The following is a 26898-nucleotide window of genomic DNA, read 5'->3' on the forward strand; positions in this document are numbered from 1 at the left end:
AGCGGATTAGCGAATGGCGTTACCCTTTTGCTTGGCAATGATACCTTCGGCAAGGTTCTGAGGAACCTGGTCGTAGTGCGAGAACGTGAGCGACGCCGAAGCACGGCCCGACGAAATCGTACGGAGCGTAGTCACGTAGCCGAACAGTTCCGACAGCGGAACGTCAGCCTTGATTACGTTCAGACCACCTTTGGTATCGAGGCCCTTCATGATGCCGCGGCGACGGTTCAAGTCACCGGTTACCGAACCCGTGTACTCGTCGGGCGAAACTACTTCTACAGCCATGATTGGCTCGAGCAGTTTCGGACCAGCCAAGCGGCCGGCTTCGCGGAAACCACCACGGGCTGCGAGTTCGAACGACAGGGCGTCCGAGTCAACGTCGTGGTAAGAACCGAAGAACAGACGCACGCGCATGCCTTCGATGGGGAAGCCTGCCAGCGGACCGTTCTTCATGGCTTCTTCGAAACCTTTCTGAACGGGGGCAATGAATTCGCGGGGGATAACACCACCGGTGATATCGTTTACGAACTCCAGACCTGGCTTCTCCGGATCGGTAACTTTCGGACCGAGTTCGAATACGATGTCGCCGAATTTACCACGACCACCCGTCTGCTTCTTATAGGTTTCGCGGTGCTCGACATTCTTGGTCAGAATCTCTTTGTAAGCAACTTGCGGGGCACCCTGGTTGATTTCAACCTTGAATTCGCGACGCATACGGTCGATGATGATTTCAAGGTGCAGTTCACCCATGCCTTTCAGTACGGTCTGGCCCGTCTCGGGGTCGGTCTGTACCACCAGCGTGGGGTCTTCTTCCACGAGTTTGGCAATAGCCATACCCATCTTATCAACGTCAGCCTGAGTTTTGGGCTCAATGGCGTAGCCGATTACGGGCTCAGGGAAAGTCATCGACTCCAGAACGATGCGCGACTTTTCGTCGGTCAGCGTGTCACCGGTTTTGATGTCTTTGAAACCAACACCTGCAGCAATGTCACCCGCCTGGATTTTGTCAATCGGGTTCTGCTTGTTGGAGTGCATCTGCATCAGACGCGAAATCCGCTCCTTCTTGTTCGTGCGGTTGTTGTGCACGTACGAACCGGCGTCGAGCTGACCGCTGTAGCAGCGGAAGAAGCACAGACGGCCTACGAAGGGGTCGGTAGCAATTTTGAAAGCCAGAGCGGTGAAAGGCTCGTCGTTGTCGGGGTGACGCTCTACTTCCTCACCGGAATCAGGGTCGGTACCAACTACGGCGGGCATGTCGAGGGGCGAGGGCAGGTAAGCCATAACCGCGTCCAGCATCGACTGCACACCTTTGTTTTTGAAGGCGGAGCCGCACATTACGGGCGAGAACTTCATGTCGATAACCGCTTTGCGGATAACGACCATCATTTCTTCGCGGGTAATGGAGTCCGGATCGTCGAAGAATTTCTCCATCAACGTGTCGTCGTACTCAGCTACGCTTTCCACGAGCTTTTCACGCCACTCGGCTACCGTGTCCACGAGGTCTTCGGGAACTGGGATTTCCTTGTAGGTTTTGCCCTGGGTAGCGTCGTCCCATACGATGGCTTTGCCAGTCAGCAGGTCAACGACGCCTTTGAAGGTATCTTCTGCGCCAATCGGGATTTGCAGCGGTACGGGGTTAGCGCCGAGCTTCTCCTTGATTTCGTTAACAGCCTTGAAGAAGTCAGCACCGGCACGGTCCATCTTGTTGACGAAGCAGATGCGGGGCACCTTGTACTTATCAGCCTGACGCCATACGGTCTCCGACTGGGGCTCAACACCCGATACGGCACAGAACAGGGCCACGGCACCGTCCAGAACCCGCAGCGAACGTTCTACCTCGACGGTGAAGTCCACGTGACCGGGAGTGTCGATCAGGTTGATTTTGTATTGTTTGGTATCCGCGGTGGGGTCGCCCTGCACCGTAGGATAGTTCCAGAACGTGGTGGTAGCAGCCGAAGTGATGGTGATACCACGCTCCTGCTCCTGCTCCATCCAGTCCATCGTGGCGGCACCTTCGTGCACTTCCCCGATTTTGTGGGTCTTACCGGTGTAGTAGAGAATGCGCTCCGAAGTCGTGGTCTTACCGGCGTCGATGTGCGCCATAATCCCGATGTTCCGGAGGTATTGCAGGTCTTTATTAACAGCCATTGCTTTTATTGGGGTCTTAGATACTTAGGGTCTTAGGGTCTTGGGCTACTCAACAGAAGAATCCGTCAAAAAAATCCAAGTCCCTAAGACCCTATAGTGCCTAATAACTATTGTTAGAAGCGGAAGTGCGAGAAGGCCTTGTTGGCTTCAGCCATGCGGTGGGTGTCGTCCTTCTTCTTCACGGAAGCACCTTCACCTTTAGCCGCAGCAATGATTTCGCCAGCCAGCTTGTCCTTCATGGTTTTCTCACCACGACGACGAGCGTACTGAATCATCCACTTAGCACCTACCGAGATACGACGGTCGGGGCGAACTTCGATCGGCACCTGGAAGGTAGCACCACCTACGCGGCGGCTCTTTACTTCGACGGTCGGCATCACGTTGTTCAGGGCTTTACGCCACATTTCCAGGCCGTTTTCCTTGGTGCGCTGCTCAACCAGTTCGCAGGCATCGTAGAAAATGGTATAGGCCAGGTTCTTCTTTCCGTCATACATCATGTAGTTGACGAAACGAGTTACCAAGGTCTCCTTGTACTTAGGATCGGGAAGCAGGATGCGCTTCTTTGGTTTTGACTTTCTCATGAGTTTAGAAATGAGGGTGAGTAGCGGGAAGTGGGATAAGAACCATGTGCTATCCAGCACTGCGCGCTACCACACTCGTATCAATTACTTTTTCTTGCCGGGTGCTGGTTTGCCGCCTTTGCCCGTAGCAGCAGGCTGACCTGGCTTGGGACGCTTGGCGCCATACTTCGAGCGACGCTGGGTACGGCCGTTTACACCGGCAGTATCAAGGGCGCCACGGATGATGTGGTAACGTACACCGGGAAGGTCTTTCACACGGCCACCACGGATCAGCACGATGCTGTGCTCCTGCAGGTTGTGGCCTTCACCAGGGATGTAGGCGTTAACTTCTTTGCCGTTGGTGAGGCGCACACGGGCTACTTTACGCATAGCCGAGTTCGGCTTCTTAGGCGTGGTGGTGTACACCCGGGTGCAAACGCCACGGCGCTGCGGGCACGAGTCAAGAGCCGGCGACTTTGACTTCGTCGTCAGCTTCTCGCGGCCTTTTCGTACTAATTGGTTAATGGTAGGCATCTACGGAATGGTTTGTCAAGGAGGGTTCTCTCCCAAAAAATTAGGCTTGCAAAGGTATAAAAGTTGCTTCGAAATAGCAAACAGGTTGAAATAGTTTGTTTTAGAGAAACATGGTAGAGTTTCTCACCTGCTATTCTTAGGCTATTTCAGCCATCTACCAAATGTAAAAAAGCCTTACGGATGAGTCCATAAGGCTTTTTCAGGATAAATACGTTCGTTGAGGCTACGTATTTTGATTCGGGGCTGTCCATGGTGCCGCCTGCCCAACTGAGTTTTCTTTTATCCTGTTTTTGTATTCAACAAAGAAGCGACTCCTATCTTCCCGATAAATCCCGCTCCTTACGCTGTATTATTCCGAGGTTTAGGCCTCTCCCATCGTGCCGCCAAAGCCTAGCGGGTAGCTGGGCATGTCGTTTTGCTGCTTGATTGGGCCAAAGGTCTGCTCGAACCGCTCCACATTATCCGCCAAGGCTGACAGCAGCCGCTTGGCGTGCTCGGGCGTGACGATGATGCGGGCTTTAACTTTGGCTTTGGGCACGCCCGGCATCAGGCGAATGAAGTCGATGACGAATTCACTGCTGCTGTGGGCTATCATGGCCAAGTTGGCGTACTCACCTTCGGCAATGGCCTCGGAGAGTTCAATGTTGATGGCGTTGGGATCCTGAGGTCCGGGAATTTCCTGGGGTTCGTTCATGAGGTGATTAGTTTACTGATTGCTGAAAGTAGACTCGATGTAGTCCATTACTTCAGCCACTGTTACGCTAAATGTTCCGGCTTGTCCTGCTAGAAATGCTTCCCGCCAGAGTGCATACCCTTCTTCAAACTCAGGAAGCGTAGCTGCGTGGCGCACTACATGAGTAACACTCGCAGTTAAAGCTTCTTCCGAAAAAGGCAGATGAGATGCTGTAGTGCCGGGCTTTCCGTTCGGGTCAGCTGTCTTTAGCCTTAACCCATCTATGTGCACATGTACGACAACGGCGGTACCATGCTGCAACTCCACTTTGACTACAGTCAACGAGGAATCGGTTTCGGTTGGCCTCGTGTGATACTCCCAAACTTGCCCAACCTGAAACCGGGAAGTAGTAATGTCAACTAAAGGAACCGGAGCATCGGCTGCCATACGTAGTAAGTAAGATGAGGATGAGTTGCTGCTAAAGCTACTAAAAAGAAAAAGCCGACCAGATTTCTCCGGTCGGCTTCTCCTATTCATTACTCAGCTTAGTCAGCCGATACTTCACGCTTGGCACGCGAGGCACGAGTCTTCGGCTCGGGAGCGTCCGACTTGGCGGGAGCCGTAACCTCGGGCTCATCTTTTGACCCAACCACCTGACGCGTGTACTCGCGCAGGCCGGTACCGGCCGGGATGAGGTGACCTACGATTACGTTCTCCTTCAGGCCCAGCAGTTCGTCGGCCTTGCCACGGATGGCAGCTTCCGACAGCACCTTGGTCGTTTCCTGGAAGGAAGCGGCCGAGATGAACGACTGGGTACCGAGCGAAGCCTGGGTGATACCCTGCAGCGTGGGCCGCGATACGGCCGGCTGGGCTTCCCGAACTTCTACCAGCGCCAGGTCGCGACGACGTAGCGAGGAGTTCTCGTCGCGCAGGCGACGGGCACTCACGATCTGGCCGGGCTTCAGGTTCGTCGAATCGCCGGCATTCGTTACCACCTTCATGTCGATGATGGTATCGTTTTCTTCCATGAAGACGATTTTATCGATAACCTGGTGCTCCAGGAAGGTCGTGTCGCCGGCGTCCAGAATCACAACTTTCTGCATCATCTGGCGAACGACCACCTCGATGTGCTTATCGTTGATTTTCACACCCTGCAAGCGGTATACTTCCTGAATCTCGTTCACGAGGTATTCCTGCACGGCACCGGGGCCCTGAATGCTCAGGATATCCGAAGGCGTAATGGCACCATCCGACAACGGCATGCCGGCGCGGATGAAGTCGTTGTCCTGCACCAGGATGTGCTTGGACAGCGGCACCATGTACTTCTTCTTCACGCCGTCTTTCGACTCCACGAAGATTTCGCGGTTACCACGCTTCACGGTACCATAGGTTACCACACCGTCGATTTCCGACACAACGGCCGGGTTCGAGGGGTTACGAGCTTCGAAAAGCTCGGTAACGCGAGGCAGACCACCGGTGATGTCGCGGGTTTTGCCCACAGCCCGAGGAATCTTAGCCAGAATGTGACCAGCCTTGATTTTCTCGCCGTTCTCTACGTTGATGTGCGAACCTACCGGGATGCTGTAACCACGCTGGCCTTCCTCGGCGTCCTTCTTCCCAGCCTTCACAATGATGGAGGGGTTCTGGGCCTTGTCGCGGCTTTCGATGATTACTTTCTCGCGGTGACCGGTCTGCTCGTCCGACTCCTCACGGTAGGTGACACCTTCCGTAATAGCGTCATACTGGATAGTACCATCAAACTCGGCCAAGATAACGGCGTTGTAGGGGTCCCAGTTGTTGAGTTCCTGGCCTTTCTCTACCTCCTGGCCTTCGTTGACCAACAGGAACGAGCCGTACGGCACGTGGTTCGAGATATAGACCTTACCGGTGCCTTTCTCCACGATGCGGATTTCGCCCGAACGACCCATTACTACTTTCACCGGCTCGCCTTCGGCATTTACGGAGTCAACAGTACGGATGTCTTCGAACTCAATCACACCGGCGAACTTGGCGCGCAGGCTGGCTTCAACGGCAATGTTGGAAGCCGTACCACCTACGTGGAAGGTACGCAGGGTCAGCTGGGTACCGGGCTCACCAATCGACTGAGCAGCAATTACGCCGACAGCTTCCCCTTTCTGGACCATGCGGCCCGACGACAGGTTACGGCCATAGCACTTGGCGCAGATACCACGCTTCGATTCACAGGTCAGTACCGAACGGATTTCCACCGACTCGATAGCCGTAGCATCGATGCGGCGGGTGATTTCCTCGGTGATTTCGGTACCAGCGGGCAGGATAACCTCGTCCGTCAGCGGGTCCACGATATCGTGAACGGCCACGCGGCCCAGGATACGCTCAGCCAGGGGCTCTACCACGTCCTCGTTGTCCTTCAGGGCGAAGGTTTCGATACCGCGCAGCGTACCGCAGTCGGTTTCGTTTACGATTACGTCCTGCGACACGTCTACCAGACGACGAGTCAGGTAGCCGGCGTCAGCCGTCTTCAGAGCCGTATCGGCCAGACCCTTACGGGCACCGTGGGTCGAAATGAAGTACTCGATTACGTCCAGGCCTTCTTTGAAGTTCGACAGAATCGGGTTTTCGATAATCTCACCCACCGAACCCTGCAGCGACTTCTGCGGCTTAGCCATCAGACCCCGCATACCGCCGAGCTGACGAATCTGTTCACGCGAACCACGGGCGCCGGAGTGCATCATCATGTAAATCGAGTTGAAGCCCTGGTTCTCCTTTTCGAGGCGGCCCATGAGGGTTTCAGTGATTTGGTTGTTGATGCGGGTCCAGATATCGATAACCTGGTTGTAACGCTCGTTGTCGGTAATCAGACCCATCTGGTAGTTCTGAGTAACGGCCTTCACGTCGTTCTGCGCCTGCAGAACCAGGGCATCCTTCTCTTTCGGAATCTGGATGTCGCCCAGACCCATCGACAGACCACCTTTGTAAGCCGACTGGAAGCCCAGCGTCTTGATGTCGTCGAGGAACTGTGCGGTGCGGGCCATGCCGGTCCGCTTGAACACCATCGAAATGATCTGCTGCAGCTTTTTCTTGGTCAGCAGCTCATCTACGAAACCTACTTCCGTTGGCACGAGCTGGTTGAACAGCACGCGGCCGGCTACGGTCTCGATGATCTTCGTAACGAGGTTATCTTCCTCGTCGCGAACCTGCGTGCGCACCTTAATATAGGCGTGCTTCGAGAGCTGGCCTTCGTTCAGGGCAATTACAACTTCCTCGTCCGAGTAGAACATGCGGCCTTCGCCTTGGATCTTCTCGTCGTCGGTGCTGCGCTTGCCTTTGGTCACGTAGTACAGGCCCAGAACCATGTCCTGCGACGGTACCGCGATGGGCGCGCCGTTGGCCGGGTTCAGGATGTTGTGCGAGGCCAGCATGAGCATGGAGGCTTCCAGGATAGCGGCCGGTCCGAGGGGAACGTGCACAGCCATCTGGTCACCGTCAAAGTCAGCGTTGAAGGCCGTACACACCAGCGGGTGCAGCTGAATAGCCTTGCCCTCGATGAGGCGGGGCTGGAATGCCTGGATACCCAAGCGGTGCAGAGTAGGAGCACGGTTCAGGAGCACTGGGTGGCCTTTCAGCACGTTCTCCAGGATGTCCCATACCACGGCGTCCTTGCGGTCTACAATCTTCTTAGCCGACTTTACCGTCTTCACGATACCGCGCTCGATGAGCTTACGGATGATGAAGGGCTTGAATAGCTCGGCGGCCATGTTCTTGGGCAGACCGCACTCGTGCAGCTTCAGCTCAGGACCTACCACGATTACCGAACGGCCGGAGTAGTCAACGCGCTTACCGAGCAGGTTCTGACGGAAGCGGCCCTGCTTGCCTTTCAGCATATCGGACAGCGACTTCAGGGCCCGGTTACCTTCGGCGCGCACGGCGTTTACCTTACGCGAGTTGTCGAAGAGCGAGTCTACGGCTTCCTGCAGCATGCGCTTCTCGTTCCGCAGAATCACCTCGGGAGCCTTGATTTCGATCAAGCGCTTGAGGCGGTTGTTGCGGATGATAACGCGACGGTACAGGTCGTTCAAGTCGGAAGTAGCGAAACGGCCACCGTCCAACGGCACGAGGGGGCGCAGTTCCGGCGGAATCACCGGCACCATGCGGATTACCATCCACTCGGGCTTGTTCTCGATGCGGGTAGCCGCGTCGCGGAACGCTTCTACGACGCGCAGACGCTTCAACGCCTCAGCCTTACGCTGCTGTGAAGTTTCGTGGGCAGCCGAGTCGCGGAGGCTATAGGAAAGCTCGTCGAGGTTGGTGCGCTCCAGCAACAGCTGCAGGGCATCAGCTCCCATCCGAGCAATGAATTTGTTAGGATCTTCATTCGGCAGCATCTGGTTCTCGCGGGGGAGCTTGTCGATGATGTCGAGGTATTCGTCTTCGGTCAGGAAGTCGAGCTGCTGTACGCCTTCCTCAGCCAGTACACCGGGCTGCACGACTACGTACCGCTCGTAATAGATAATCTGGTCGAGCTTCTTGGTGGGCAGGCCCAGCAGGTAGCCGATTTTGTTTGGCAGGGACTTGAAGTACCAGATGTGCGCTACGGGCACCACCAGTTCGATGTGGCCCATCCGCTCCCGACGTACCTTCTTCTCGGTCACCTCCACGCCGCAACGGTCGCAGATGATGCCCTTGTAGCGAATCCGCTTGTACTTGCCGCAGTGGCATTCCCAGTCCTTCACGGGACCGAAAATCCGCTCGCAGAACAGGCCGCCCATTTCGGGCTTGTACGTCCGGTAATTAATGGTCTCCGGCTTCACAACTTCGCCGTTCGACCGCTCCAGAATGGATTCGGGCGAGGCCAGCGAAATGGTGACTTTCGAGAAGTCCTGTACCAGTTTTTTGTTTTTTGCAAACGCCATGTAGTAGAGCTGTTAGCTGTTGGCTTTGTGGCTGCCTTGAATGATCGGCTCTTCTTAAGAGGAGTCCGAAAAACCAAAACAGTTCGACTCTGATAAAAGTGCTCTGCCGGTCGGATAGGTACGCCAAGCAGCAGGTTTCAGCAGGTCTGATGGGTAAGAGCCCAGGTTTTGGCAAACCCGAACTTGGTGCGGCTAGCTGTTGTCGGCTGTTACTGTCGTTCTGACCATATCTCGGAACGACGCCGGCGGCAGCTATTCTCGGTTGCCCGAACCGCGGTAAACTTTATGGTATAAAGCCCGAAATAGGAGTTGCCGGTACCGGGGCACCAACAACTCCTAATTTCAATGAGCCTTATTAGTCAAGCGTGATTTCCAGGGCCAGACCGCGCAACTCGTGAATGAGTACGTTGAATGACTCGGGGATATTCGGCTTGGGCAGAACGTCGCCTTTTACAATGGCTTCGTAGGCCTTGGCCCGACCAATCACGTCGTCCGACTTCACGGTCAGGATTTCTTGCAGTACGTTCGACGCACCGAAGGCTTCCAGAGCCCACACTTCCATTTCACCGAAGCGCTGACCACCGAACTGCGCCTTACCACCCAGCGGCTGCTGCGTGATGAGCGAGTACGGTCCGATAGAACGGGCGTGCATCTTGTCATCGACAAGGTGACCCAGCTTCAGCATGTAAATCACGCCTACGGTTACCGGCTGGTCGAACTGCTGACCGGTCAGACCGTCGTGCAGGTAGGAGCGGCCGAAGGTGGGCAACCCAGCTTCCGTCAATTCGCGCGATACTTCCTCTTCGGTAGCACCGTCGAAAATCGGGGTAGCATAGGTGCGGCCCAGTTTCAGACCAGCCCAGCCCAATACGGTTTCGTAGATCTGCCCGATGTTCATCCGGCTTGGTACACCAAGCGGGTTGAGCACGATGTCCATCGGTGTCCCGTCGGCCAAGAAAGGCATGTCCTCATCGCGCACGATGCGGGCTACCACACCCTTGTTACCGTGACGACCGGCCATTTTATCACCCACCTTCAGCTTACGCTTCTTGGCGATGTAGACTTTGGCCAGCTGTACGATACCGGCGGGCAGCTCATCCCCTACTTCCAGGGTAAACCGGTCACGCTTGAAACGAGCGGTGATGGTGTTGCGGCGCTTGGTGTAGTTTTTCACCAGTTGCAGCAGCATACCATTCACTTTGTCGTCGGCGGTCCAGTTCTCCAGGATCAGGTCCTTGAACATGTTCACCTCCTCGGGCACTGCGTAGTTGCTCTCGTCCTTGTAGGGGTTCTTGTCGGGGAAGAGGGCATCGGTGATGTTCTTCTTGCCGAATTTCACGCCCTTGGTCAGGATTTCGTCGCCAAACTTGTGCTTCACGCCCTGCGACGTCTTGCCTTCCAGCAGCTGCACCAGTTTGTCGATCATCACGGCTTTCACGCCGCGGAGCTCCTTGGCGTAGGAATCCTTCAGCTCTTCTACTTCCTTCTTCGACTTGGCCCGCAGGTTTTTGTCTTTCTTCGGACGCGAGAACAGCTTAGTGCCGATTACAACACCGTTCAGGGATGGCGGCGCCTTAAGCGAGGCATCTTTCACATCGCCGGCTTTGTCACCGAAGATGGCGCGGAGCAGCTTCTCTTCCGGAGTCGGGTCCGTCTCGCCCTTCGGCGTGATTTTACCGATCAGGATGTCGCCTTCCTTCACCTCAGCACCCAGGCGGATGATACCGTTGTCGTCGAGGTTACGAACGGCTTCTTCGCTTACGTTCGGAATCTCCGACGTCAGCTCTTCCTCGCCGCGCTTGGTTTCCCGCACTTCGAGTTCGAACTCCTCAATGTGAATCGAGGTGAAGATGTCGTCACGAACAACCCGCTCCGAAATAACGATGGCATCCTCGAAGTTGTAACCCTGCCAGGGCATAAATGCCACCTGCATGTTACGACCCAGAGCCAGCTCACCATTATTGGTACCGTAGCCTTCGCACAGCGGCTGACCTTTCGTTACGCGCTGACCGCGCTTCACGATGGGAGTCAGGTTGATGCAGGTATCCTGGTTAGTCCGACGGAACTTGATCAGATCATAAGAAATCTTCTCCGCGTCGAAGCTTACCAGAATGTCGTCTTCGGTCAGGTCGTATTTAACTACGATTTTATTAGCGTCAACGTAATCGATAACACCGTCACCTTCGGCTACTACCAGAGCACGCGAGTCAATAGCGGTACGGCCTTCCAAACCAGTGCCCACAATGGGCGCCTGCGGACGGAGCAGCGGTACGGCCTGACGTTGCATGTTCGAGCCCATCAGCGCACGGTTGGCGTCATCGTGCTCCAGGAACGGAATCAGCGAAGCAGCCACCGATACAATCTGGTTCGGCGCTACGTCCATGTAGCTGTACTCGTCGGGACCAACCACGGGGAAGTCACCTTCGAAACGGCCTTTTACCAGCTCGTTGATGAAGTTACCGTTTTCATCGATGCGGGCGTTAGCCTGCGCAATGTGGTGGGTATCTTCCTCTTCGGCGGTCAGGTATTTAACATTCGAGCTGGTATCCACCTTGCCGCTCTCTACCGTGCGGTAGGGCGTTTCGATGAAGCCCATCGAGTTCACGCGGGCATGCACGCACAGCGACGAAATAAGACCGATGTTCGGTCCTTCCGGCGTTTCGATGGTGCAGAGGCGGCCGTAGTGCGTGTAGTGAACGTCACGTACTTCGAAACCAGCCCGCTCGCGCGACAGACCTCCCGGCCCCAGTGCCGATACGCGACGCTTGTGCGTCACCTCGGCCAGTGGGTTGGTCTGGTCCATGAACTGCGACAACTGGTTGGTGCCGAAGAACGAGTTGATTACCGAAGACAGTGTACGAGCGTTGATCAGGTCAACTGGCTTGAAGTCCTCGTTGTCCCGCACGTTCATGCGCTCTTTGATAGTACGGGCCATACGGGCCAAGCCGACACCGAACTGGGCATACAGCTGCTCACCTACGGTCCGAACCCGACGGTTTGACAAGTGGTCAATGTCGTCAACTACTGCCTTCGAGTTGATCAGGCCAATCAGGTACTTCACGATGAGAACGATGTCCTCATTAGTCAGTACCCGAGCTTCCCAGTTCTTGTCGAGGCCCAGCTTCTTATTGATACGGTAGCGGCCTACGTCCCCGAGGTCGTAGCGCTTATCCGAGAAAAACAGCTTTTGGATGATGTCGCGGGCAGTTTCTTCGTCGGGAGCTTCCGTGTTCCGGAGCTGACGGTAGATCTGCTCAACAGCTTCCTTCTCCGAGTTGGAGTTGTCTTTCTGCAGCGTGTTGTAAATGATTGCGAAGTCCGCAATGTTCACGTTCTCACGGTGCAGAATAACCGACTTGGCCCCAGCGTTCAGGATGGTGTCGATATCCTCTTCCTCAATGGTCGAGTCGCGCTCCAGCAGAACTTCGTTTCGGTCGATAGACACCACTTCACCGGTATCCTCGTCCACGAAGTCCTCGGTCCAGGTGCGCAGAACCCGAGCAGCCAGCTTCCGGCCGACAGCTTTTTTCAAAGCCTTCTTCTCAGCCTTCACCTCTTCCGACAAGCCGAACAGGTCGAGAATGTCTTTGTCGGTGCCGTAGCCGATAGCGCGCAGCAGCGTGGTAACCGGGAATTTCTTCTTCCGGTCGATGTAGGCGTACATCACGTTGTTCACGTCCGTGGCAAACTCGATCCACGAGCCTTTGAACGGAATGATACGGGCCGAATACAGCTTGGTGCCGTTGGTGTGCTTGCTCTGGGCAAAGAACACACCGGGCGAACGGTGCAACTGCGAAACGATAACCCGCTCGGCACCGTTAATCACGAACGAGCCCTTTTCGGTCATGTAGGGGATGTTGCCCAAGAACACTTCCTGCTCAATCGTTTCGAAATCCTCGTTGTCCGTATCGTTACAGATCAGGCGCAACTTAGCTTTCAGCGGAACCGAATACGTCAGGCCACGGTCAATGCACTCGTCAACCGAATACTTCGGCGGATCGACGTGATAATCCATGAACTGCAGTACGAAGTTCTCGCGTGAGTCCGAGATGGGGAAGTTTTCGGCGAATACCTTAAACAGGCCTTCGTCGGTGCGGCTTTCGGCCGCCGTCTCCAACTGGAAGAAATCCATGAACGAGCGAACCTGCACGTCCAGGAAATCCGGATACTCGATAACTTTCTTAATCTTGGCGAAATTGATTCGCTCGTCGGCTTTCTGCAAAGCCTGTGCTTTCGGTGTAGCCAATGCGTTGAAGGTTAAAAATGGACACTGAAGCGTACTATACTATCGGCAAACCCTGCCGCGCCCTCGTCCGTTACCCGTAGGCACAAAAAGCCGCAATGCGGCGTCTGGGGGCAATTTGATAAAGCTTGTAGCCTACAAACAGGAAAAGACCTGGCTTAGTTGCCAGGCCTATCCTTAATTGTATGAGAAAGCGCGGGGCAGCTTACTTAACTTCTACTTCAGCGCCGGCTTCTTCCAGTTGCTTTTTCAGGCCTTCAGCCTCATCCTTGGTAACACCTTCTTTCAGGGGCTTGGGAGCACCGTCAACCAGTTCTTTGGCTTCTTTCAGGCCCAGACCGGTCAGGTCTTTCACCAGCTTCACTACTGCCAGCTTGCTAGCGCCAGCCGACTTCAGGATTACGTCGAAGGCCGTCTTCTCTTCGGGAGCGTCAGCAGCAGCGCCAGCGCCACCACCAGCTACCATTACGGGAGCAGCAGCAGCAGGCTCAATGCCATACTCGTCCTTCAGGATAGTAGCCAGTTCGTTTACTTCTTTCACCGTCAGGTTAACGAGCTGCTCAGCGAATGCTTTCAAATCTGCCATTTCTGTAGATTGTTAAAAAAGAGGGGGTTGTTGAATTTGATTTAGGGAGAAAAAGGTAGGGGCAATTAAGCAGCCGCCTCTTCTTTTTCGGAAAGCGTCTTGAGGATGCCGGCCAGTTTGTTGCCACCGCTCGACAGAGCGCTGATAACGTTTTTGGCGGGCGACTGGAGCAGACCGATAACTTCACCGATAAGCTCGTTTTTGCCTTTCAGCGTGCTCAGGGTCTCGAGCTGGTTAGCACCCAGGTAGATGCTAGCGTCGATGTAAGCACCCTTCAGAGCAGGCTTGGGCTCTACGTTCTTGCCGTAGTTCTGAGCCTTATAGAAGTCCTTCAGCAGTTTGCCGGGAGCGTTGCCAGCCTCTTTCGAGAACAGTACACCCGACTGGCTTTTCAGCGCTGCATCCAGTTCTGCCGTGTCGGTGCCCAACGTATCGAGTGCCTTACGGATCAGCGTGTTCTTGTACACTTTGAACTCCAGGCCACGGTTGAAGCACAACCGGCGGAATTCGTTGATTTTCGCCACCGACATTCCCGAAGCATCGGTAATGTAGAACGCGTTGTGCGATTGAAACTTTTCGCTCAACTCGTCGACGAGGGCTTGTTTTTCTTCCCGGGTCATATCGTCTTGATTGTGAATTAAGCGGAAGTAACCGTGGTGTCAACCGGAACGGCGGGGCTCATCGTGCTGCTCAGCGTGATGCTCTTGATGTAAGTACCTTTGGCCGACGAAGGCTTCAGACGCTGAAGCGTCTGGATTACTTCGATGGCGTTTTCAGCCAGCTTCTGGTCATCAAAAGACACTTTGCCGATGCTGGTGTGAATGATACCGGTTTTGTCAACTTTGAAGTCGATTTTACCAGCCTTCACTTCCTGCACTGCCTTGGCTACGTCGGTCGTTACCGTACCCGACTTGGGGTTTGGCATCAGACCACGGGGACCAAGTACGCGACCCAGGCGACCTACTTTAGCCATTACCGACGGCATCGTGATAATCACGTCGATGTCGGTCCAGCCTTTCTCGATCTTCGAGATGTAGTCGTCCAAGCCTACGAAATCAGCGCCAGCAGCGGTAGCTTCGGCTTCCTTATCAGGAGTAACCAGAGCCAGAACGCGTACGGTTTTGCCGGTACCGTGGGGCAGCGTGGCGACGCCACGAACCATCTGGTCGGCTTTGCGGGGGTCAACGCCCAGACGTACGTCGATGTCAACGGAAGCGTCAAACTTGGTGTAGGTAATGTCCTTCACCACTTTGGCTGCCTCAACAAGGTTGCGTACCTGCGTCAGGTCGTGTTTGGCAAGGGCTTCCTTGCGCTTTTTGCTAACTTGTGCCATCAGTTTTCTTCTCCTTTAAAGTTATTCAGCAAAGGGAGAATCGCCCTTGATGGTAATACCCATGCTGCGGGCCGTACCTGCCACCTGCTTCATGGCCGACTCCACCTGGAAGGCGTTCAAGTCGGGCATTTTCACTTCGGCGATGGTGCGGATTTGGTCCCACGTAACCGAACCTACCTTGTTCCGGTTAGGCTCTTTCGAACCACCCTGGAGCTTGGCAGCTTCCAGCAGCATTACTGGCGCCGGAGGGGTTTTCACAACAAAGTCAAAGGACTTGTCGGTGTACATGGTGATCAATACGGGACATACTTGGCCGGCCTTATCCTGGGTGCGAGCGTTGAACTGCTTGCAGAATTCCATGATGTTAAGGCCTTTGCTACCAAGTGCAGGTCCAACCGGCGGCGAGGGGTTCGCAGCGCCTCCCTTTATCTGAAGCTTCAGATAACCTCTAATTTCTTTGGCCATTGGTTTGAAAGGCTTCGGGCTGTATGTCGTAACACAAGCAACCCTCCGTTTTATTTTATGTGTGCTCTAGTGGAAGCCCCGCCGGCTCAGAGCGAATAACCGACGACGTTCTTTGCAGAAGTTAGATCAGAGAGCGTAGAAACAGGAGGAGTCCCCTACTTCTACGCTCTCGTCTGGTACTATCTGACTTATGATTCTTTCTCGACCTGGGTGTAGCTCAACTCCATGGGCGTGCTACGGCCAAATATTTTCACAATTACGTTGAGCTTCTTCCGCTCTTCGAATACTTCCGAAACGTTGCCCGAGAAGCCGCTGAAGGCTCCATCGACTACTTTCACCAGCTCTCCTACTACAAAAGGCGTCTCAAGGCTGGCCGTTTCTTCTTCTGCTTCGTCAACGATGCCCAGAATCCGATTTACTTCGGACAGGCGCAGCGGAATTGGCTTAGTGTTGGTGCTCTTGCCTTCTTTGTCGCTCAGGAAACCAATTACCCCAGGAGTGCTGGTAATAATGTGGTCAACTTCGCCGTGGGTCAGATCGGCGTGGATCAAGATGTAACCGGGGAAGAAGTTCCGCTCTCGAACGCGCTTCTTGCCGTTGCGCATCTCGTAAACCTTCTCAGCCGGAATTAATACTTGAGGAACCAGATCCGATAGACCGTGGCGGCCAATCTCGGTTTCCAAGTATTGCTTGGCTTTCTTCTCCTGTCCGCTAACCGAGCGAACCACGTACCACTTCAACTCTCCCATCTCTACTGAATTCGATTAACGGAATGAGTTGTAAAACGCTTCGAGGCTTTTATTGAACACAACGTCCATAATGCCTACAACGGCGGCAAACACGAGCGAACCGATGAGCACCAGACCGGCACTCTTCTGCAGTTCCTCAAAAGAAGACCACGTTACCTTGTAACGCATCTCCTCCGTGGTATCGCGGAAATATTTCGTCAGCTTGCTCATGGTGCCGATTTTGGCTTTAACTACTGCGGTTACTTCTCCGTAACCAATCTTGCACGGGCGGAGAGATTCGAACTCCCATCAAAGGTTTTGGAGACCTCTATTCTACCCTTGAACTACGCCCGTGTATGCGTCCCTTTCTCAGTAAAGCCGGATTGGGACTGCAAATGTACTGAACTCTTTATACAAAACAAATCCGCCCCTGAAAAAATCAGAGGCGGATTGTATTGATTTACTGGATATCCAGCAGAAACTAGTCGAGGATTTCAGTTACCTGACCGGCACCTACCGTACGGCCACCTTCGCGGATAGCGAAACGCAGACCTTTCTCCATTGCCACCTTGTTGATCAGCTCAACTTGGATGGTGATGTTGTCACCAGGCATTACCATTTCAACACCTTCTGGGAGGGTGATGATACCGGTAACGTCGGTGGTACGCAGGTAGAACTGGGGACGGTAGTTGTTGAAGAAGGGCGTGTGACGGCCACCTTCCTCTTTCGACAGTACGTACACCTCAGCTTTGAACTTCTGGTGAGGAGTTACCGAGCCGGGCTTGCAGATAACCATACCACGACGGATGGCTTCTTTTTCAATGCCACGGAGCAGCAGACCTACGTTGTCACCAGCTTCGCCACGGTCGAGGATCTTGCGGAACATCTCAACACCGGTTACGGTCGACTTCAGGCCTTCAGCACCCATGCCGAGGATGTCAACTTGCTCACCCGAGTTGATGATACCACGCTCGATACGGCCGGTAGCTACCGTACCACGACCCGTGATAGAGAATACGTCCTCTACGGGCATCAGGAAGGGCAGGTCGGTCAGACGAGCAGGAATCGGAATGAACGAGTCAACAGCGTCCATCAGTTCTTCGATCTTAGGAACCCAGTTGGCATCGCCATTCAGGCCGCCCAGAGCCGAACCCTGGATAACAGGAATGTTGTCACCGTCGAAGTCATAGAACGAAAGCAGTTCGCGGATTTCCATTTCCACCAGCTCGAGCAGCTCGGGGTCATCCACCATGTCCACTTTGTTCATGAACACTACAAGCTGAGGTACACCTACCTGGCGAGCCAGCAGGATGTGCTCACGCGTCTGGGGCATCGGACCGTCGGTAGCAGCTACTACGAGGATAGCGCCGTCCATCTGGGCAGCACCCGTTACCATGTTCTTCACATAGTCAGCGTGACCGGGGCAGTCAACGTGAGCGTAGTGACGGTTTTCGGTAGCGTACTCTACGTGAGCGGTGTTGATGGTGATACCACGCTCTTTTTCTTCGGGAGCATTGTCGATCGAAGAGAAGTCACGCTTAGCAGCCAAACCTTTGTTCGCCAGTACCGTGGTGATAGCAGCAGTCAGGGTGGTTTTGCCGTGGTCGACGTGCCCGATCGTACCGATGTTCACGTGCGGCTTGGAACGATCAAAATTTTCTTTGGCCATTGTAAAGAGATTAAGAGGAGATTTTGAGGGGATGAGAGTAAAACGCGACTGAGCTATACTACAAGAAAGCGAAACGCAGCTCCACCTAGGGCCTGCACGTCGCTTTACCTGTTTGACAGATCCAAACAGTGCAGTCGCGCTGCTCCGTCGGTATTTGTAATGTAATGTGAGCCATTTATGGGATTTGAACCCATGACCTCTTCCTTACCAAGGAAGTGCTCTACCACTGAGCTAAAACGGCTTATTCTGTTATACTCGGGATTTGCTTGTGAGCGGGAGACGAGGTTCGAACCCGCGACCTGCAGCTTGGAAGGCTGCCGCTCTACCAACTGAGCTACTCCCGCGTTTGTGAGCTTCAAAATAGAGATTCGGCAAGTTCAGCTTACCAAATCTCTATTCCAAACTTTACTTACTGTGGGGGTAACAGGACTCGAACCTATGAACCCGAAGGAGGTGAGTTACAGTCACCCGCAATTGCCGCTATGCGATACCCCCAGTTAGTTTTTCAGCACCATTTGCGCTGAATGTTTCTCCTTTAAAACCAGCCCTTGAAGTGGGGTGGTTGCTAAAGGAGTTGCAAAATTAGGCACTTTCTGATGCAAATCAAGTCTATCGAAAAAAATCGTTGCAATATTTTTCTGATAGCAGTCCTGATTTTTCGTTGTTTTAGAAGCTAAGCCACTGATTTCGGAGCACTAACGAGTGCCATTACTGCCCCGAAAATCAGTGTGAATTTTTCTTAAAATTTATTGGAGCAAGCTGTAGAATGCCTTCAACTGGCTGTCTTTCTCCTTGGCTTTGATATCCTGCAGCACAGGTTTTAAACTGGGCGTACTAGCTACAAGCGTGTTCAAAGCGCGGTATGCGCCCAGCTTCACGGCATAGTTGCGATGGGTACGAGCCAGCATTTCGAGCTTTTGAATACCCTTCTCGCGCTCAATTGGGGGAATCCGGGTCATCAGGGTGCCGAAGTTCTGCAGGTAGTTGTATAGGTCATCTTCGGGCACATCGTTGAGGCGACGCAGGAACCAGGGGTAATGGTCCAGATTGCCGTTAAGCGAATAGTAGTTGGCCAGAGCGCTGAGCACCATAGTACTGCTAGTTTCCTGCATGGAATTGATCCGCTCCCGGGTTCCGACAGTAGGTGCTTTGGTAAGGGCATTTATAGCGGCGCTAGCCACCAAGTAAGAACTATCGTTGAGCGCTACGCTATAGACGTCGCCGAAGTCTTCGTTGGGAAAGGTCGAGAGCGTAGCCAAAGCCGTAGCCCGAACTTGGCTTTTTACATCGCCGGCAGCTACGCGCTTAATGTCTTTACGCACCGCATTGCCTTCAGGTCCTTTGTACTTGCGCAAGGCTTCTAGGGCGGCGTTACGCACGGCCCAAAAATTATCATTCAGAGCATTGCGCAACAGACCACTTACCGCCAAGTCTCCTACTTTACTGCGTAGGCCATCAATGGCCTCGTATTTCTGCAAGTAGTTGCGGGCATTATAGTACTGGAACATCAGTTCATCCTGATTACGCTCCTCCTGAATTTTGGCAAGCAGTTGCCCTTCCGAGTCAAACTTGACCAGATTAGGGCGCTGGGGAGCGGCCCATTGAAACGTCTGGTCCGCTTTGGTAACAACGATGCGCGTATCGGTAGCCTGCTTATTAATCCAGGTGGTAACCGTGACGGGCAGGCGGTAAATGGGCGTAAAGGTCGAGTCCTGGATTTGCTGGACCCGCATGGTCACCTGACCGTTATTGTACGTATGGGTGACGCGCAACTCCGGATGGCCACGCTGCATAAACCATTGGTCGAAAAACCACATTAGGTCTTCTCCGGTGGTTTCTTCGAAGGCAATACGCAGCTTAGCTATCTCGGAAGCCGAAAACTTATTGCTGGTCAGATACCGGTTGAGCGAAGCATAAAAGGCCTCGTCGCCCACGTATTTGCGCAGCATGTGCAGCACCCGCCCCCCCTTGTCATAGGAATGTCGATCGAACATGTCTTCCCGTTCGGCATAGCGGTAGCGGATCAGAGGCTCCCGTTTGCTTTCGGCTTCACTTAGGTATTGGTTCAGTTTTTCCTGCTGCACCAGCTCGGCAGCATCGGCACCGTACTTGTTTTCGGCCCAAAGCAGCTCAGAATAATCAGCAAAGGCTTCGTTCAAAGGCAGGTTGCTCCAGCTTTCGGCCGTTACGTAGTCGCCAAACCACTGGTGAAACAACTCGTGGGCAATGGTACCTTCAGTAATGTAGGTTTTGTCCAGCAGTTCCCGGGACGTCAGCTGGGTCCATTCCTGGCGAATGGTTGTAGCGGAGGTATTCTCCATGGCCCCCGACACAAAGTCACGGATAGACACTTGAGCATACTTTTCCCAGGGAAAATCCACGCCCAACTTCTTGGAGAAGAAGTCCAGCATGGCCGGCGTATTGCCAAAAATGGTTTTGGCCGTGCTCTGAAACGCAGGTTCAACGTAATAATCCACGGCTTTACCGCGCCAGGAGTCATTGACAACGGCAAAGTCGCCGACGGCCATCATGGTTAGGTAGGGCGCCGCTGGCAGGCTCTGCTTCCATACGTCGGTGCGGGTGCCGTCAGCATTTTTCTTGGAGGAAATCAGCAGGCCGTTCGACAGCGTCTTGTATTGCGCGTCCACGGTCATGGCAATTTCCTGGGTCATGCGCTGATTGGGCTTATCAATCGTCGGAAACCAGCAGGAGTTGGCTTCCGTCTCGCCCTGGGTCCAGATCTGCTTGGGCTTATTTTTCTCCGTACCGAGCGGGTTGATAAAATACAGACCTTTATTGCCGGTAATGGCCGCGCTTCCCCCCTGCTCCAGCTCATTGGGTTTAGCGGTATAGCTGATGCGAATCTGATAGGGCTCAGTGCGGGCGTACTGCCGGTCGAGCGTAATTGTAAGCTTACGCTTATCGTAGGTATAGTTCAGATTTTTCTCTTTTCCCCCAGCCAGCAGCCGTACGCTTTTGATGTCGAAGCCTTTGGCGTCGAGCACCACTTGGCTCTGGGGGTAGAAGTGCGGACGTAGCGTGAGGGAGGCCGTACCGAGCAACCACTGTTTAGCCCAATCGAAACGCACGTCAAGCTTGGTATCCAGCAAGTCGGTTACGATTGTAGCGGCCGGCTGCACCGGATTGGTAGGGGGCAGCCATGAGGGTACGATGACAGTACTCGTAGCGGATTCCGTAGCTGGTAGTTCGGCAGCAGGCGCAGCTTTCTTACGTACGGCACTCTTTTCCGAAGAAGGCTTTACCGATTTAGCAGTCTGCGCCGGAGCTGTCAGATGGCACGTAAGGACCAGGCCAAGAATGCCGAGGACCGAATATTTCATGCAGTGAGGCAATAGGGGTAAGTGGGCTAAAGTTCCGAAAATATTTCAGATTTGGCCTATCTTTAAGCCCTTTTCCGCCCATCTGCCCCCTCTCTATGCTACAGGTAAGCACCGGTTCCAATCAGACCTGGGATGTTGATTATCGTCCCAACGGCTCCACACTCGTTAACGGTGAGCCGTTTAGTTGGGACTTGGTTTCACTGGGAAATGGCCGCTACCATCTGCTGCACGAGGGTCGCTCGTATTCGGCTGAGGTTATCAGCACTGACTATACGGCCAAAACTTTCGTGCTCAAGCTCAACGGTCAGCTCATCGAGCTGCAGGCCAAAGACCGGTTCGATTTGCTGCTCGATAAGCTTGGAATGAGCAATGCAGCGGCCAGCAAGGTAAACGAGCTCAAGGCGCCCATGCCTGGCCTGATTGTCGCCATCCGGGTTGAGGCCGGTCAGCAGGTACAGAAAGGCGACCCGCTATTGGTGCTCGAAGCCATGAAAATGGAAAACATCCTCAAAGCTCCCGGCGACGGAACGGTAGGCAGCATCAAAGTCGGGCTGCGCGACAACGTGACGAAAGGCCAGGTGCTCATTCAATTCAGCTAAGTTTTTAACCTGTTCCTCGTTTGCCAGTATACCGGTGGGAGGTCTGGCCTCTGCCCTGGTGGGCTGCTTTGCAAACGAGTAACATATTCACGCTTAACCCTCCACCCTTTGAAGTACAACCGAATTCTGCTAAAACTGAGCGGTGAGGCCCTGATGGGTCAGCAGCAATATGGCATTGATGCGGTCCGCCTGATGCAATACGCCGAGGAAATCAAGACGGCCGCGGCAACCGGTACGCAGGTAGCCGTCGTCATTGGCGGGGGCAACATCTTCCGGGGCGTGCAAGCCGAAGCCTTTGGCCTCGACCGGGTACAGGGCGACTATATGGGCATGCTGGCGACGGTCATCAACTCGATGGCTCTGCAAAGCGCCCTGGAAAAACTCGACGTCAATACGCGCCTGCTCTCCGGAGTTACCATTCAGCGTGTGTGTGAGCCCTACATCCGCCGCCGCGCCCTGCGTCACCTCGAAAAAGGCCGGGTAGTCATCTTCGGTGCCGGCATTGGGTCCCCCTATTTCACTACCGACTCGGCCGCGTCATTGCGGGCCATCGAAATTGAGGCCGATGTGGTGCTGAAAGGCACCCGCGTAGACGGCATTTATACAGCTGACCCAGAGAAAGACCCTACGGCCACGCGCTACCCGGAAATCACCTTTGATGAGGTAATGGAAAAAAACCTCAACGTGATGGACATGACGGCCTTCACCCTCTGCAAGGAAAACAACCTGCCCATCATCGTATTCGACATGAACAAGCCCGGCAACCTGCAACGCCTGATTGAAGGCGAAACGGTAGGCACCCGGGTTTCGATGAACGGCTCGAACGCGCCAAAGCCCGATGGCAAGCACAGCACCCTGCAGCCTTCCCTACCTACTCCTACCAAGCAGGCCTAAGATATTTTGAATGCTGGAGGTTGAAGGAGCAAGTCTTCGTTCAGTTGCCAGCATTCCTGTTATTTAACCTTCAACATTCAACACTTAACCTTTCAAAAGTGGACGAAGAAATTCAGTTTTACCTCAGCGAAGCCGAAGAGTCGATGGGCAAGTCGCTGCAGCACACCAGCCTCGAGATGAGCCGCATCCGGGCCGGTAAAGCGTCGCCCGCCATGCTGGACGGCCTGCGGGTGGACTACTATGGCACTCCTACGCCGGTTAGCCAAGTAGCGAATATCTCTACTCCCGATGCCCGTACCATCTTCATCAAGCCCTGGGAGAAGAATATTATTGCCGAGGTAGCCAAAGCCATCAAAAACAGTGACCTGGGCCTGAACCCCCAGTCGGATGCCGAGGGCGTGCGCCTGAACATTCCGCCCATGACCGAAGAGCGTCGCCGCGACCTAGTGAAGCAGGCCAAGACCGAAGCTGAATCAGGCAAAGTACGTATCCGCGGTATCCGTAAGGATGTGAATGACGCCTTGCGCAAGCTGCTGAAAGACGGAGCCGCCGAAGACTCTATCAAGGACGCTGAAGCCAAAGTGCAGAAAGCCACCGACTCCTATATCAGCAAAGTAGATGATCTGCTGAGTAAGAAGGAAGCGGAAATCATGACCATCTGATTAGCCCATTCCTTGAATAAAAAAGCCCCGACAGTTACCTGCCGGGGCTTTTTGGTTGTATGACTTTTCTAACGCCAGAAGCCTTTTGCCAGGATTTGAGTTTCTACTGCTTCAGGTACCAAGTACCGAATTGACTTACCAGTGTGCACACAGTCGCGAATAAAGGTGGCTGATATGTCCAGAAGCGGAGCCTCCACTACCTGGACGCCGGGATGGGCATTTACGTCGGTGGCATCTACGCCGGGCCGGGGATAAACGTACACGGCGTATTCCGCCAAAATCCGGTCTGACTGCTTCCACCGGGGCAAGCCCGGCAGGTTGTCTTCGCCCATAAGCAGTACGAAACTGTGGTCGGGATAGCGGCGGTGCAGCTCGTCCAGCGTATCAATCGTGTAGCTGGGCTTAGGCATATCGAATTCGATGTCCAAGGCCCGAAGCCGGTCGTTGTGCTGAATGGCTAAGCTTACCATATCAAACCGCTCCTGTTCTCCCAGCATCTCCTGTCCTACCTTGAACGGACTCTGGGGCGACACAACCAGCCACACTGCATCCAGATCGGTATGCGTGGCCATGAAGTGGGCCAGAATCAGGTGACCGGTATGGATAGGATTAAAGGAGCCGAAGAGCAACCCTATTTTAGGTGTTGGCTTCACACAATAGCGGGTTCGGCAGTAATAAAGTCGTGCACCAGCTTGGCAGCCTGCTCAGTGGCATGGTCTAGGTCATCATTAACCACCGTGACATCAAAACGGTCTTCGAAGGTGAGCTCGAAATTGGCTTTGTAAAGGCGGGCTGAAATACTAGAAGCCGAGTCGGTGGCACGGGTGCGCAGACGCTGCTCCAGTACTTCCAGGGACGGGGGCTTTACAAAAATGGCCAAGGCACGGTCTTTGTAAAACTCCTTGATGCTTAAGCCGCCTTTCACGTCTACGTCTAGAATAGCGTGCTTGCCGCTCTCCCAGATACGCTCAATCTCGGATTTAAGAGTACCATAGAAGGCACCCTCGTACACTTCTTCCCACTCTACAAACTCGTCGTGACGAATCTTCTCCTGGAATTCCTGGACAGAAATGAAGTAATAGTCTTTGCCATTGGCTTCGGTGCGGCCGCGCTTATCGCGCGTACAGGCCGAAATGGAAAAGCTCAGCTCCGGAATTTGTTCCATAAGCCGGTGGACGATAGTAGTCTTACCGGCACCGGACGGAGCCGAAAAAGCGATGATTTTACCCTGCATGGGGTAAAATTAGGCCATTTCTGCTTGAACGCGCGCTAAAATTGTTTGCGAAAGCGAAGTTGGCACGCCTTTCCGCCCTACGTGCTGGGACAGGAAGTCGATGAAAATCTGCTGCTTGCCGATGCTATCAAAGCAAGGGGAGCAATCTTCGGCATGGTTGACAAAGTATTCCTCATCTTCCACGCTAGGCTCGTGGCCTACGATGATTTGGTCGAGAATTGTATTCACGCGTTCACAATCGGCCCCTTCCACTTGAGAAGCAGCTTGCTGATTGGTTGATGTAGTAGCAGTGTTTTCCATAACCGAGCCCGGTATTAAAGTTTATTCGTTTTCGTCCTCAACATCAGAGCCGTCGATATCGTTACCGTAGCCCATTGATTTTGCGTATTTTTCTAATTTCTCCTTCAAAAAATTGCGCGCCCGATGCAGGCGGGAGCGGACAGTCCCGATCGGAATATCCAAAACTTTCGCCATTTCCTCATAAGTAAACCCTTCCAGGTCGCAGAGGATAATGACGGTGCGAAAGTCAACGGGCAGAGAATTCAGAGCGCTGGCGACTTCATCACCGATAAGGTCGCGCACGGCCTGCTGCCGCATATCTGACGACGTGCTACCCGCGTCGCCTTCGGCCTCCACGTCTTCGGTATTGTAGTAGCCCTCTATTTCGCTGTAGTCAACTTTAGCGGGCTGCTTACTCTTTTTCCGGAAGTCGTTGATGAACGAATTTTTCAGGATGCGAAACAGCCACGCTTTGGCGTTGGTTCCCTGCTCGAAGTACTCAAAGAAGCGGTAGGCCTTCAAATAAGTCTCCTGGACGAGGTCGTTGGCATCGTCCTCGTCGAGGGTGAGGCGGAAGGCAAAGTTGTACAGCGAATCGAGCACAGGCATCAATTCCGCCTGAAAACGGCGGTCTTTTTCCTCTTTGCTCAACTTCGGAACCCGTTCGGGAGAATCGCTCATGGGCGCTAAAAGATTGCGGCTACGCTAGATTAAAAAATAGCAGCCGTGTAAACAAATGTACAGATTATACTAATCCGCTCAAGAAGGGTTTTGTTGGACCATTCGAACCTCCCTTTCCGTGCTTACTACGAGAAAGCCGTAAAGAAATACGAAAAGGTTGAAGCCAATCTGGACTTCCAACAGGGAATCGACCAGCATGGCCGCCCCTAGTATCACGAGGAAATGCACTACGTACGGGTTCTGCCGCATTGCGGGTTGCAGCAGAGGTGTAAGAAGAACCAGCAACCAAAGAAATAGTCCGACTAGCCCGCTGGCCACCAAGTAGTGTAAGTACTGATTATGAATCATGGCCCGATGTTCGGCGCGTAGTCCATAATCCCGCCAGGAGTACTCCTGCATCATGGCATCGAAAGCATCGGCTGGGCCTACCCCCAGCCAGGGGCTACGCGCCGCCACGGCCTGCGCAGTTTGCCAGGCAGCCAAGCGCTGTGACAGGGAGGAGCTGTTGATATCGTGGCCTTCCAGAAACTGGTTTACATCGTGGAGAGAACCGCCTACCCGCCGCTGAATCGAAGGCAGGTTAGTATAAGCCAGATAAGGCACTGCCAGCAGGCAAACCAGCAGTGCCAGTCCAGCCAGTACCTGGCGGTTGATGACCACTAGCACGACATCGACGAGCAGCATGGCATAGAAGGCCAACAGGCCGGTGCGGTATGCCAACACGTGCAAGACAACTGCGCAGGCCAGTACTGCCCCGCGGAGTACCCAGCGCAGAATGGCTGGAGCCTGCGCTTCGCGTTGGAGCAAAAAGCCAAAGTACACGGCCAATACCAGCATGATGCTGAAGTGGATATGGAAAATACGGGTAACGGAAGCTATGTTCTGGCCTGTTTCGATAAGGTAGTTGGCTTCTGTGGGGTTGAGCAGGTATTTCCACAGCGTAGCAAGGCCAATGAGTGAAATACCGATGGTGAAGAAACTGCCCACGGCGTAGCGCTGACGGGGACTGAGAGGAACGGCCAAGGAAAAAGCCAGCGGGACGCCCAGCAGCGGCAACTGGCGAAACACCTCGTGCCGCCACACGTCCCAGGCCGAGGTGTAGAAACCACTAGACAGGAGCAGTACATACAGCAAGGCCAGCCGAATAGCGGCTCCATTGCGTAGCCACCGTGGCACTTCCTGCCGAATAGCAGGATTCAGAAGCGCTGCTACCACGGCGGCCACGGGACTCAGGGATACCAGGGCCCGGGCGACAAACAAGCCCACTACCCCAGCCAAGCAAGCTACCAGCAGCAAATATTGGGAAAGTCGACCATCGTAGTAAGCGCTACGCACCGTATTTCCCGGGGAGGAAAATGTCATATACAGAAGAAAGGC

23 protein-coding genes and 4 tRNA genes are annotated in these 26898 nt (G+C 54.1%); 3 read left to right on the forward strand and 24 right to left on the reverse strand.

Features of this window, described 5'->3' with window-relative positions; translation table 11 throughout:
* Nucleotides 1-6 precede the first annotated feature (6 nt).
* The 19 genes from fusA to MUN80_RS01100 form a co-directional block, all read right to left on the reverse strand.
* A complete protein-coding gene (gene fusA, locus MUN80_RS01010) occupies nt 7-2148 on the reverse strand; it encodes an elongation factor G (protein ID WP_244718456.1) in 2142 nt (713 codons plus the stop codon).
* Nucleotides 2149-2261: 113 nt separating this feature from the next.
* Nucleotides 2262-2729, reverse strand: a complete 468-nt coding sequence (rpsG, locus tag MUN80_RS01015; protein WP_100337277.1) for a 30S ribosomal protein S7 — start codon at nt 2727-2729, stop codon at nt 2262-2264.
* 84 nt (nt 2730-2813) lie between these two features.
* A complete protein-coding gene (rpsL, locus tag MUN80_RS01020) occupies nt 2814-3242 on the reverse strand; it encodes a 30S ribosomal protein S12 (protein WP_100337276.1) in 429 nt (142 codons plus the stop codon).
* A 361-nt stretch (nt 3243-3603) separates the two neighbouring features.
* Nucleotides 3604-3936 (reverse strand): DUF3467 domain-containing protein, encoded by a 333-nt coding sequence (locus tag MUN80_RS01025; protein ID WP_244718459.1) that lies wholly within the window; start codon nt 3934-3936, stop codon nt 3604-3606.
* 12 nt (nt 3937-3948) lie between these two features.
* A complete protein-coding gene (locus tag MUN80_RS01030; RefSeq protein WP_244718462.1) occupies nt 3949-4362 on the reverse strand; it encodes a hypothetical protein in 414 nt (137 codons plus the stop codon).
* 98 nt (nt 4363-4460) lie between these two features.
* Nucleotides 4461-8807: a DNA-directed RNA polymerase subunit beta' gene (gene rpoC, locus MUN80_RS01035; protein ID WP_244718465.1), complete on the reverse strand. Its 4347-nt coding sequence runs from the start codon at nt 8805-8807 to the stop codon at nt 4461-4463.
* Nucleotides 8808-9162: 355 nt separating this feature from the next.
* Nucleotides 9163-13053, reverse strand: a complete 3891-nt coding sequence (gene rpoB / locus MUN80_RS01040) for a DNA-directed RNA polymerase subunit beta (protein ID WP_375373974.1) — start codon at nt 13051-13053, stop codon at nt 9163-9165.
* Between the two features lie 202 nt (nt 13054-13255).
* The gene (gene rplL / locus MUN80_RS01045) at nt 13256-13636 is read right to left on the reverse strand and encodes a 50S ribosomal protein L7/L12 (RefSeq protein WP_244718467.1); all 381 of its coding nucleotides are present in this window, start codon (nt 13634-13636) and stop codon (nt 13256-13258) included.
* A gap of 65 nt (nt 13637-13701) precedes the next feature.
* Nucleotides 13702-14256: a 50S ribosomal protein L10 gene (gene rplJ, locus MUN80_RS01050; protein ID WP_135395070.1), complete on the reverse strand. Its 555-nt coding sequence runs from the start codon at nt 14254-14256 to the stop codon at nt 13702-13704.
* Nucleotides 14257-14273: 17 nt separating this feature from the next.
* Nucleotides 14274-14969 (reverse strand): 50S ribosomal protein L1, encoded by a 696-nt coding sequence (rplA, locus tag MUN80_RS01055; RefSeq protein ID WP_135395071.1) that lies wholly within the window; start codon nt 14967-14969, stop codon nt 14274-14276.
* 21 nt (nt 14970-14990) lie between these two features.
* Nucleotides 14991-15434, reverse strand: a complete 444-nt coding sequence (rplK, locus tag MUN80_RS01060; protein WP_100337268.1) for a 50S ribosomal protein L11 — start codon at nt 15432-15434, stop codon at nt 14991-14993.
* Nucleotides 15435-15622: 188 nt separating this feature from the next.
* On the reverse strand, nt 15623-16183 hold the full coding sequence (nusG, locus tag MUN80_RS01065) for a transcription termination/antitermination protein NusG (protein ID WP_100337267.1): 561 nt from the start codon (nt 16181-16183) through the stop codon (nt 15623-15625).
* A 15-nt stretch (nt 16184-16198) separates the two neighbouring features.
* On the reverse strand, nt 16199-16393 hold the full coding sequence (secE, locus tag MUN80_RS01070) for a preprotein translocase subunit SecE (protein WP_100337266.1): 195 nt from the start codon (nt 16391-16393) through the stop codon (nt 16199-16201).
* 52 nt (nt 16394-16445) lie between these two features.
* Nucleotides 16446-16516: transfer RNA gene (locus MUN80_RS01075), tRNA-Trp, on the reverse strand.
* A gap of 127 nt (nt 16517-16643) precedes the next feature.
* A complete protein-coding gene (gene tuf, locus MUN80_RS01080) occupies nt 16644-17831 on the reverse strand; it encodes an elongation factor Tu (RefSeq protein WP_100337265.1) in 1188 nt (395 codons plus the stop codon).
* 169 nt (nt 17832-18000) lie between these two features.
* Nucleotides 18001-18072, reverse strand: a tRNA-Thr gene (locus MUN80_RS01085).
* A 30-nt stretch (nt 18073-18102) separates the two neighbouring features.
* Nucleotides 18103-18175: transfer RNA gene (locus MUN80_RS01090), tRNA-Gly, on the reverse strand.
* Nucleotides 18176-18246: 71 nt separating this feature from the next.
* Nucleotides 18247-18326 (reverse strand) — tRNA-Tyr (locus tag MUN80_RS01095).
* A 251-nt stretch (nt 18327-18577) separates the two neighbouring features.
* A complete protein-coding gene (locus MUN80_RS01100) occupies nt 18578-20920 on the reverse strand; it encodes a M1 family aminopeptidase (protein WP_244718469.1) in 2343 nt (780 codons plus the stop codon).
* Nucleotides 20921-21267: 347 nt separating this feature from the next.
* Between MUN80_RS01100 and MUN80_RS01105 the strand changes: the two genes are divergently transcribed.
* From MUN80_RS01105 to frr, 3 genes are all read left to right on the forward strand, one after another.
* Nucleotides 21268-21771 (forward strand): acyl-CoA carboxylase biotin carboxyl carrier protein subunit, encoded by a 504-nt coding sequence (locus MUN80_RS01105; RefSeq protein WP_244718472.1) that lies wholly within the window; start codon nt 21268-21270, stop codon nt 21769-21771.
* A gap of 108 nt (nt 21772-21879) precedes the next feature.
* The gene (gene pyrH / locus MUN80_RS01110) at nt 21880-22665 is read left to right on the forward strand and encodes a UMP kinase (protein WP_244718475.1); all 786 of its coding nucleotides are present in this window, start codon (nt 21880-21882) and stop codon (nt 22663-22665) included.
* A 98-nt stretch (nt 22666-22763) separates the two neighbouring features.
* Complete coding sequence (frr, locus tag MUN80_RS01115; RefSeq protein WP_244718477.1) at nt 22764-23327, forward strand: ribosome recycling factor; 564 nt, start codon at nt 22764-22766, stop codon at nt 23325-23327.
* A gap of 68 nt (nt 23328-23395) precedes the next feature.
* Here the strand turns inward: frr and nadD are convergent, their stop codons facing one another.
* The 5 genes from nadD to MUN80_RS01140 all read right to left on the reverse strand — a co-directional run bounded on the left by nadD (nt 23396) and on the right by MUN80_RS01140 (nt 26883).
* Entirely contained in the window at nt 23396-23980 is a 585-nt protein-coding gene (gene nadD / locus MUN80_RS01120; RefSeq protein WP_244718479.1) for a nicotinate (nicotinamide) nucleotide adenylyltransferase, read from the reverse strand.
* The gene (gene gmk, locus MUN80_RS01125) at nt 23977-24561 is read right to left on the reverse strand and encodes a guanylate kinase (RefSeq protein WP_244718506.1); all 585 of its coding nucleotides are present in this window, start codon (nt 24559-24561) and stop codon (nt 23977-23979) included. The genes nadD and gmk overlap by 4 nt, the downstream gene beginning before the upstream one ends.
* A 9-nt stretch (nt 24562-24570) precedes the next feature.
* Nucleotides 24571-24861 (reverse strand): hypothetical protein, encoded by a 291-nt coding sequence (locus MUN80_RS01130; RefSeq protein WP_244718509.1) that lies wholly within the window; start codon nt 24859-24861, stop codon nt 24571-24573.
* Between the two features lie 21 nt (nt 24862-24882).
* Entirely contained in the window at nt 24883-25521 is a 639-nt protein-coding gene (locus MUN80_RS01135; protein WP_226181936.1) for a sigma-70 family RNA polymerase sigma factor, read from the reverse strand.
* Between the two features lie 78 nt (nt 25522-25599).
* Entirely contained in the window at nt 25600-26883 is a 1284-nt protein-coding gene (locus MUN80_RS01140; RefSeq protein ID WP_244718512.1) for an O-antigen ligase family protein, read from the reverse strand.
* Nucleotides 26884-26898: the final 15 nt, after the last annotated feature.

The sequence above is a fragment of the Hymenobacter cellulosivorans genome, from assembly GCF_022919135.1.
GTDB classification, from domain to species: domain Bacteria; phylum Bacteroidota; class Bacteroidia; order Cytophagales; family Hymenobacteraceae; genus Hymenobacter; species Hymenobacter cellulosivorans.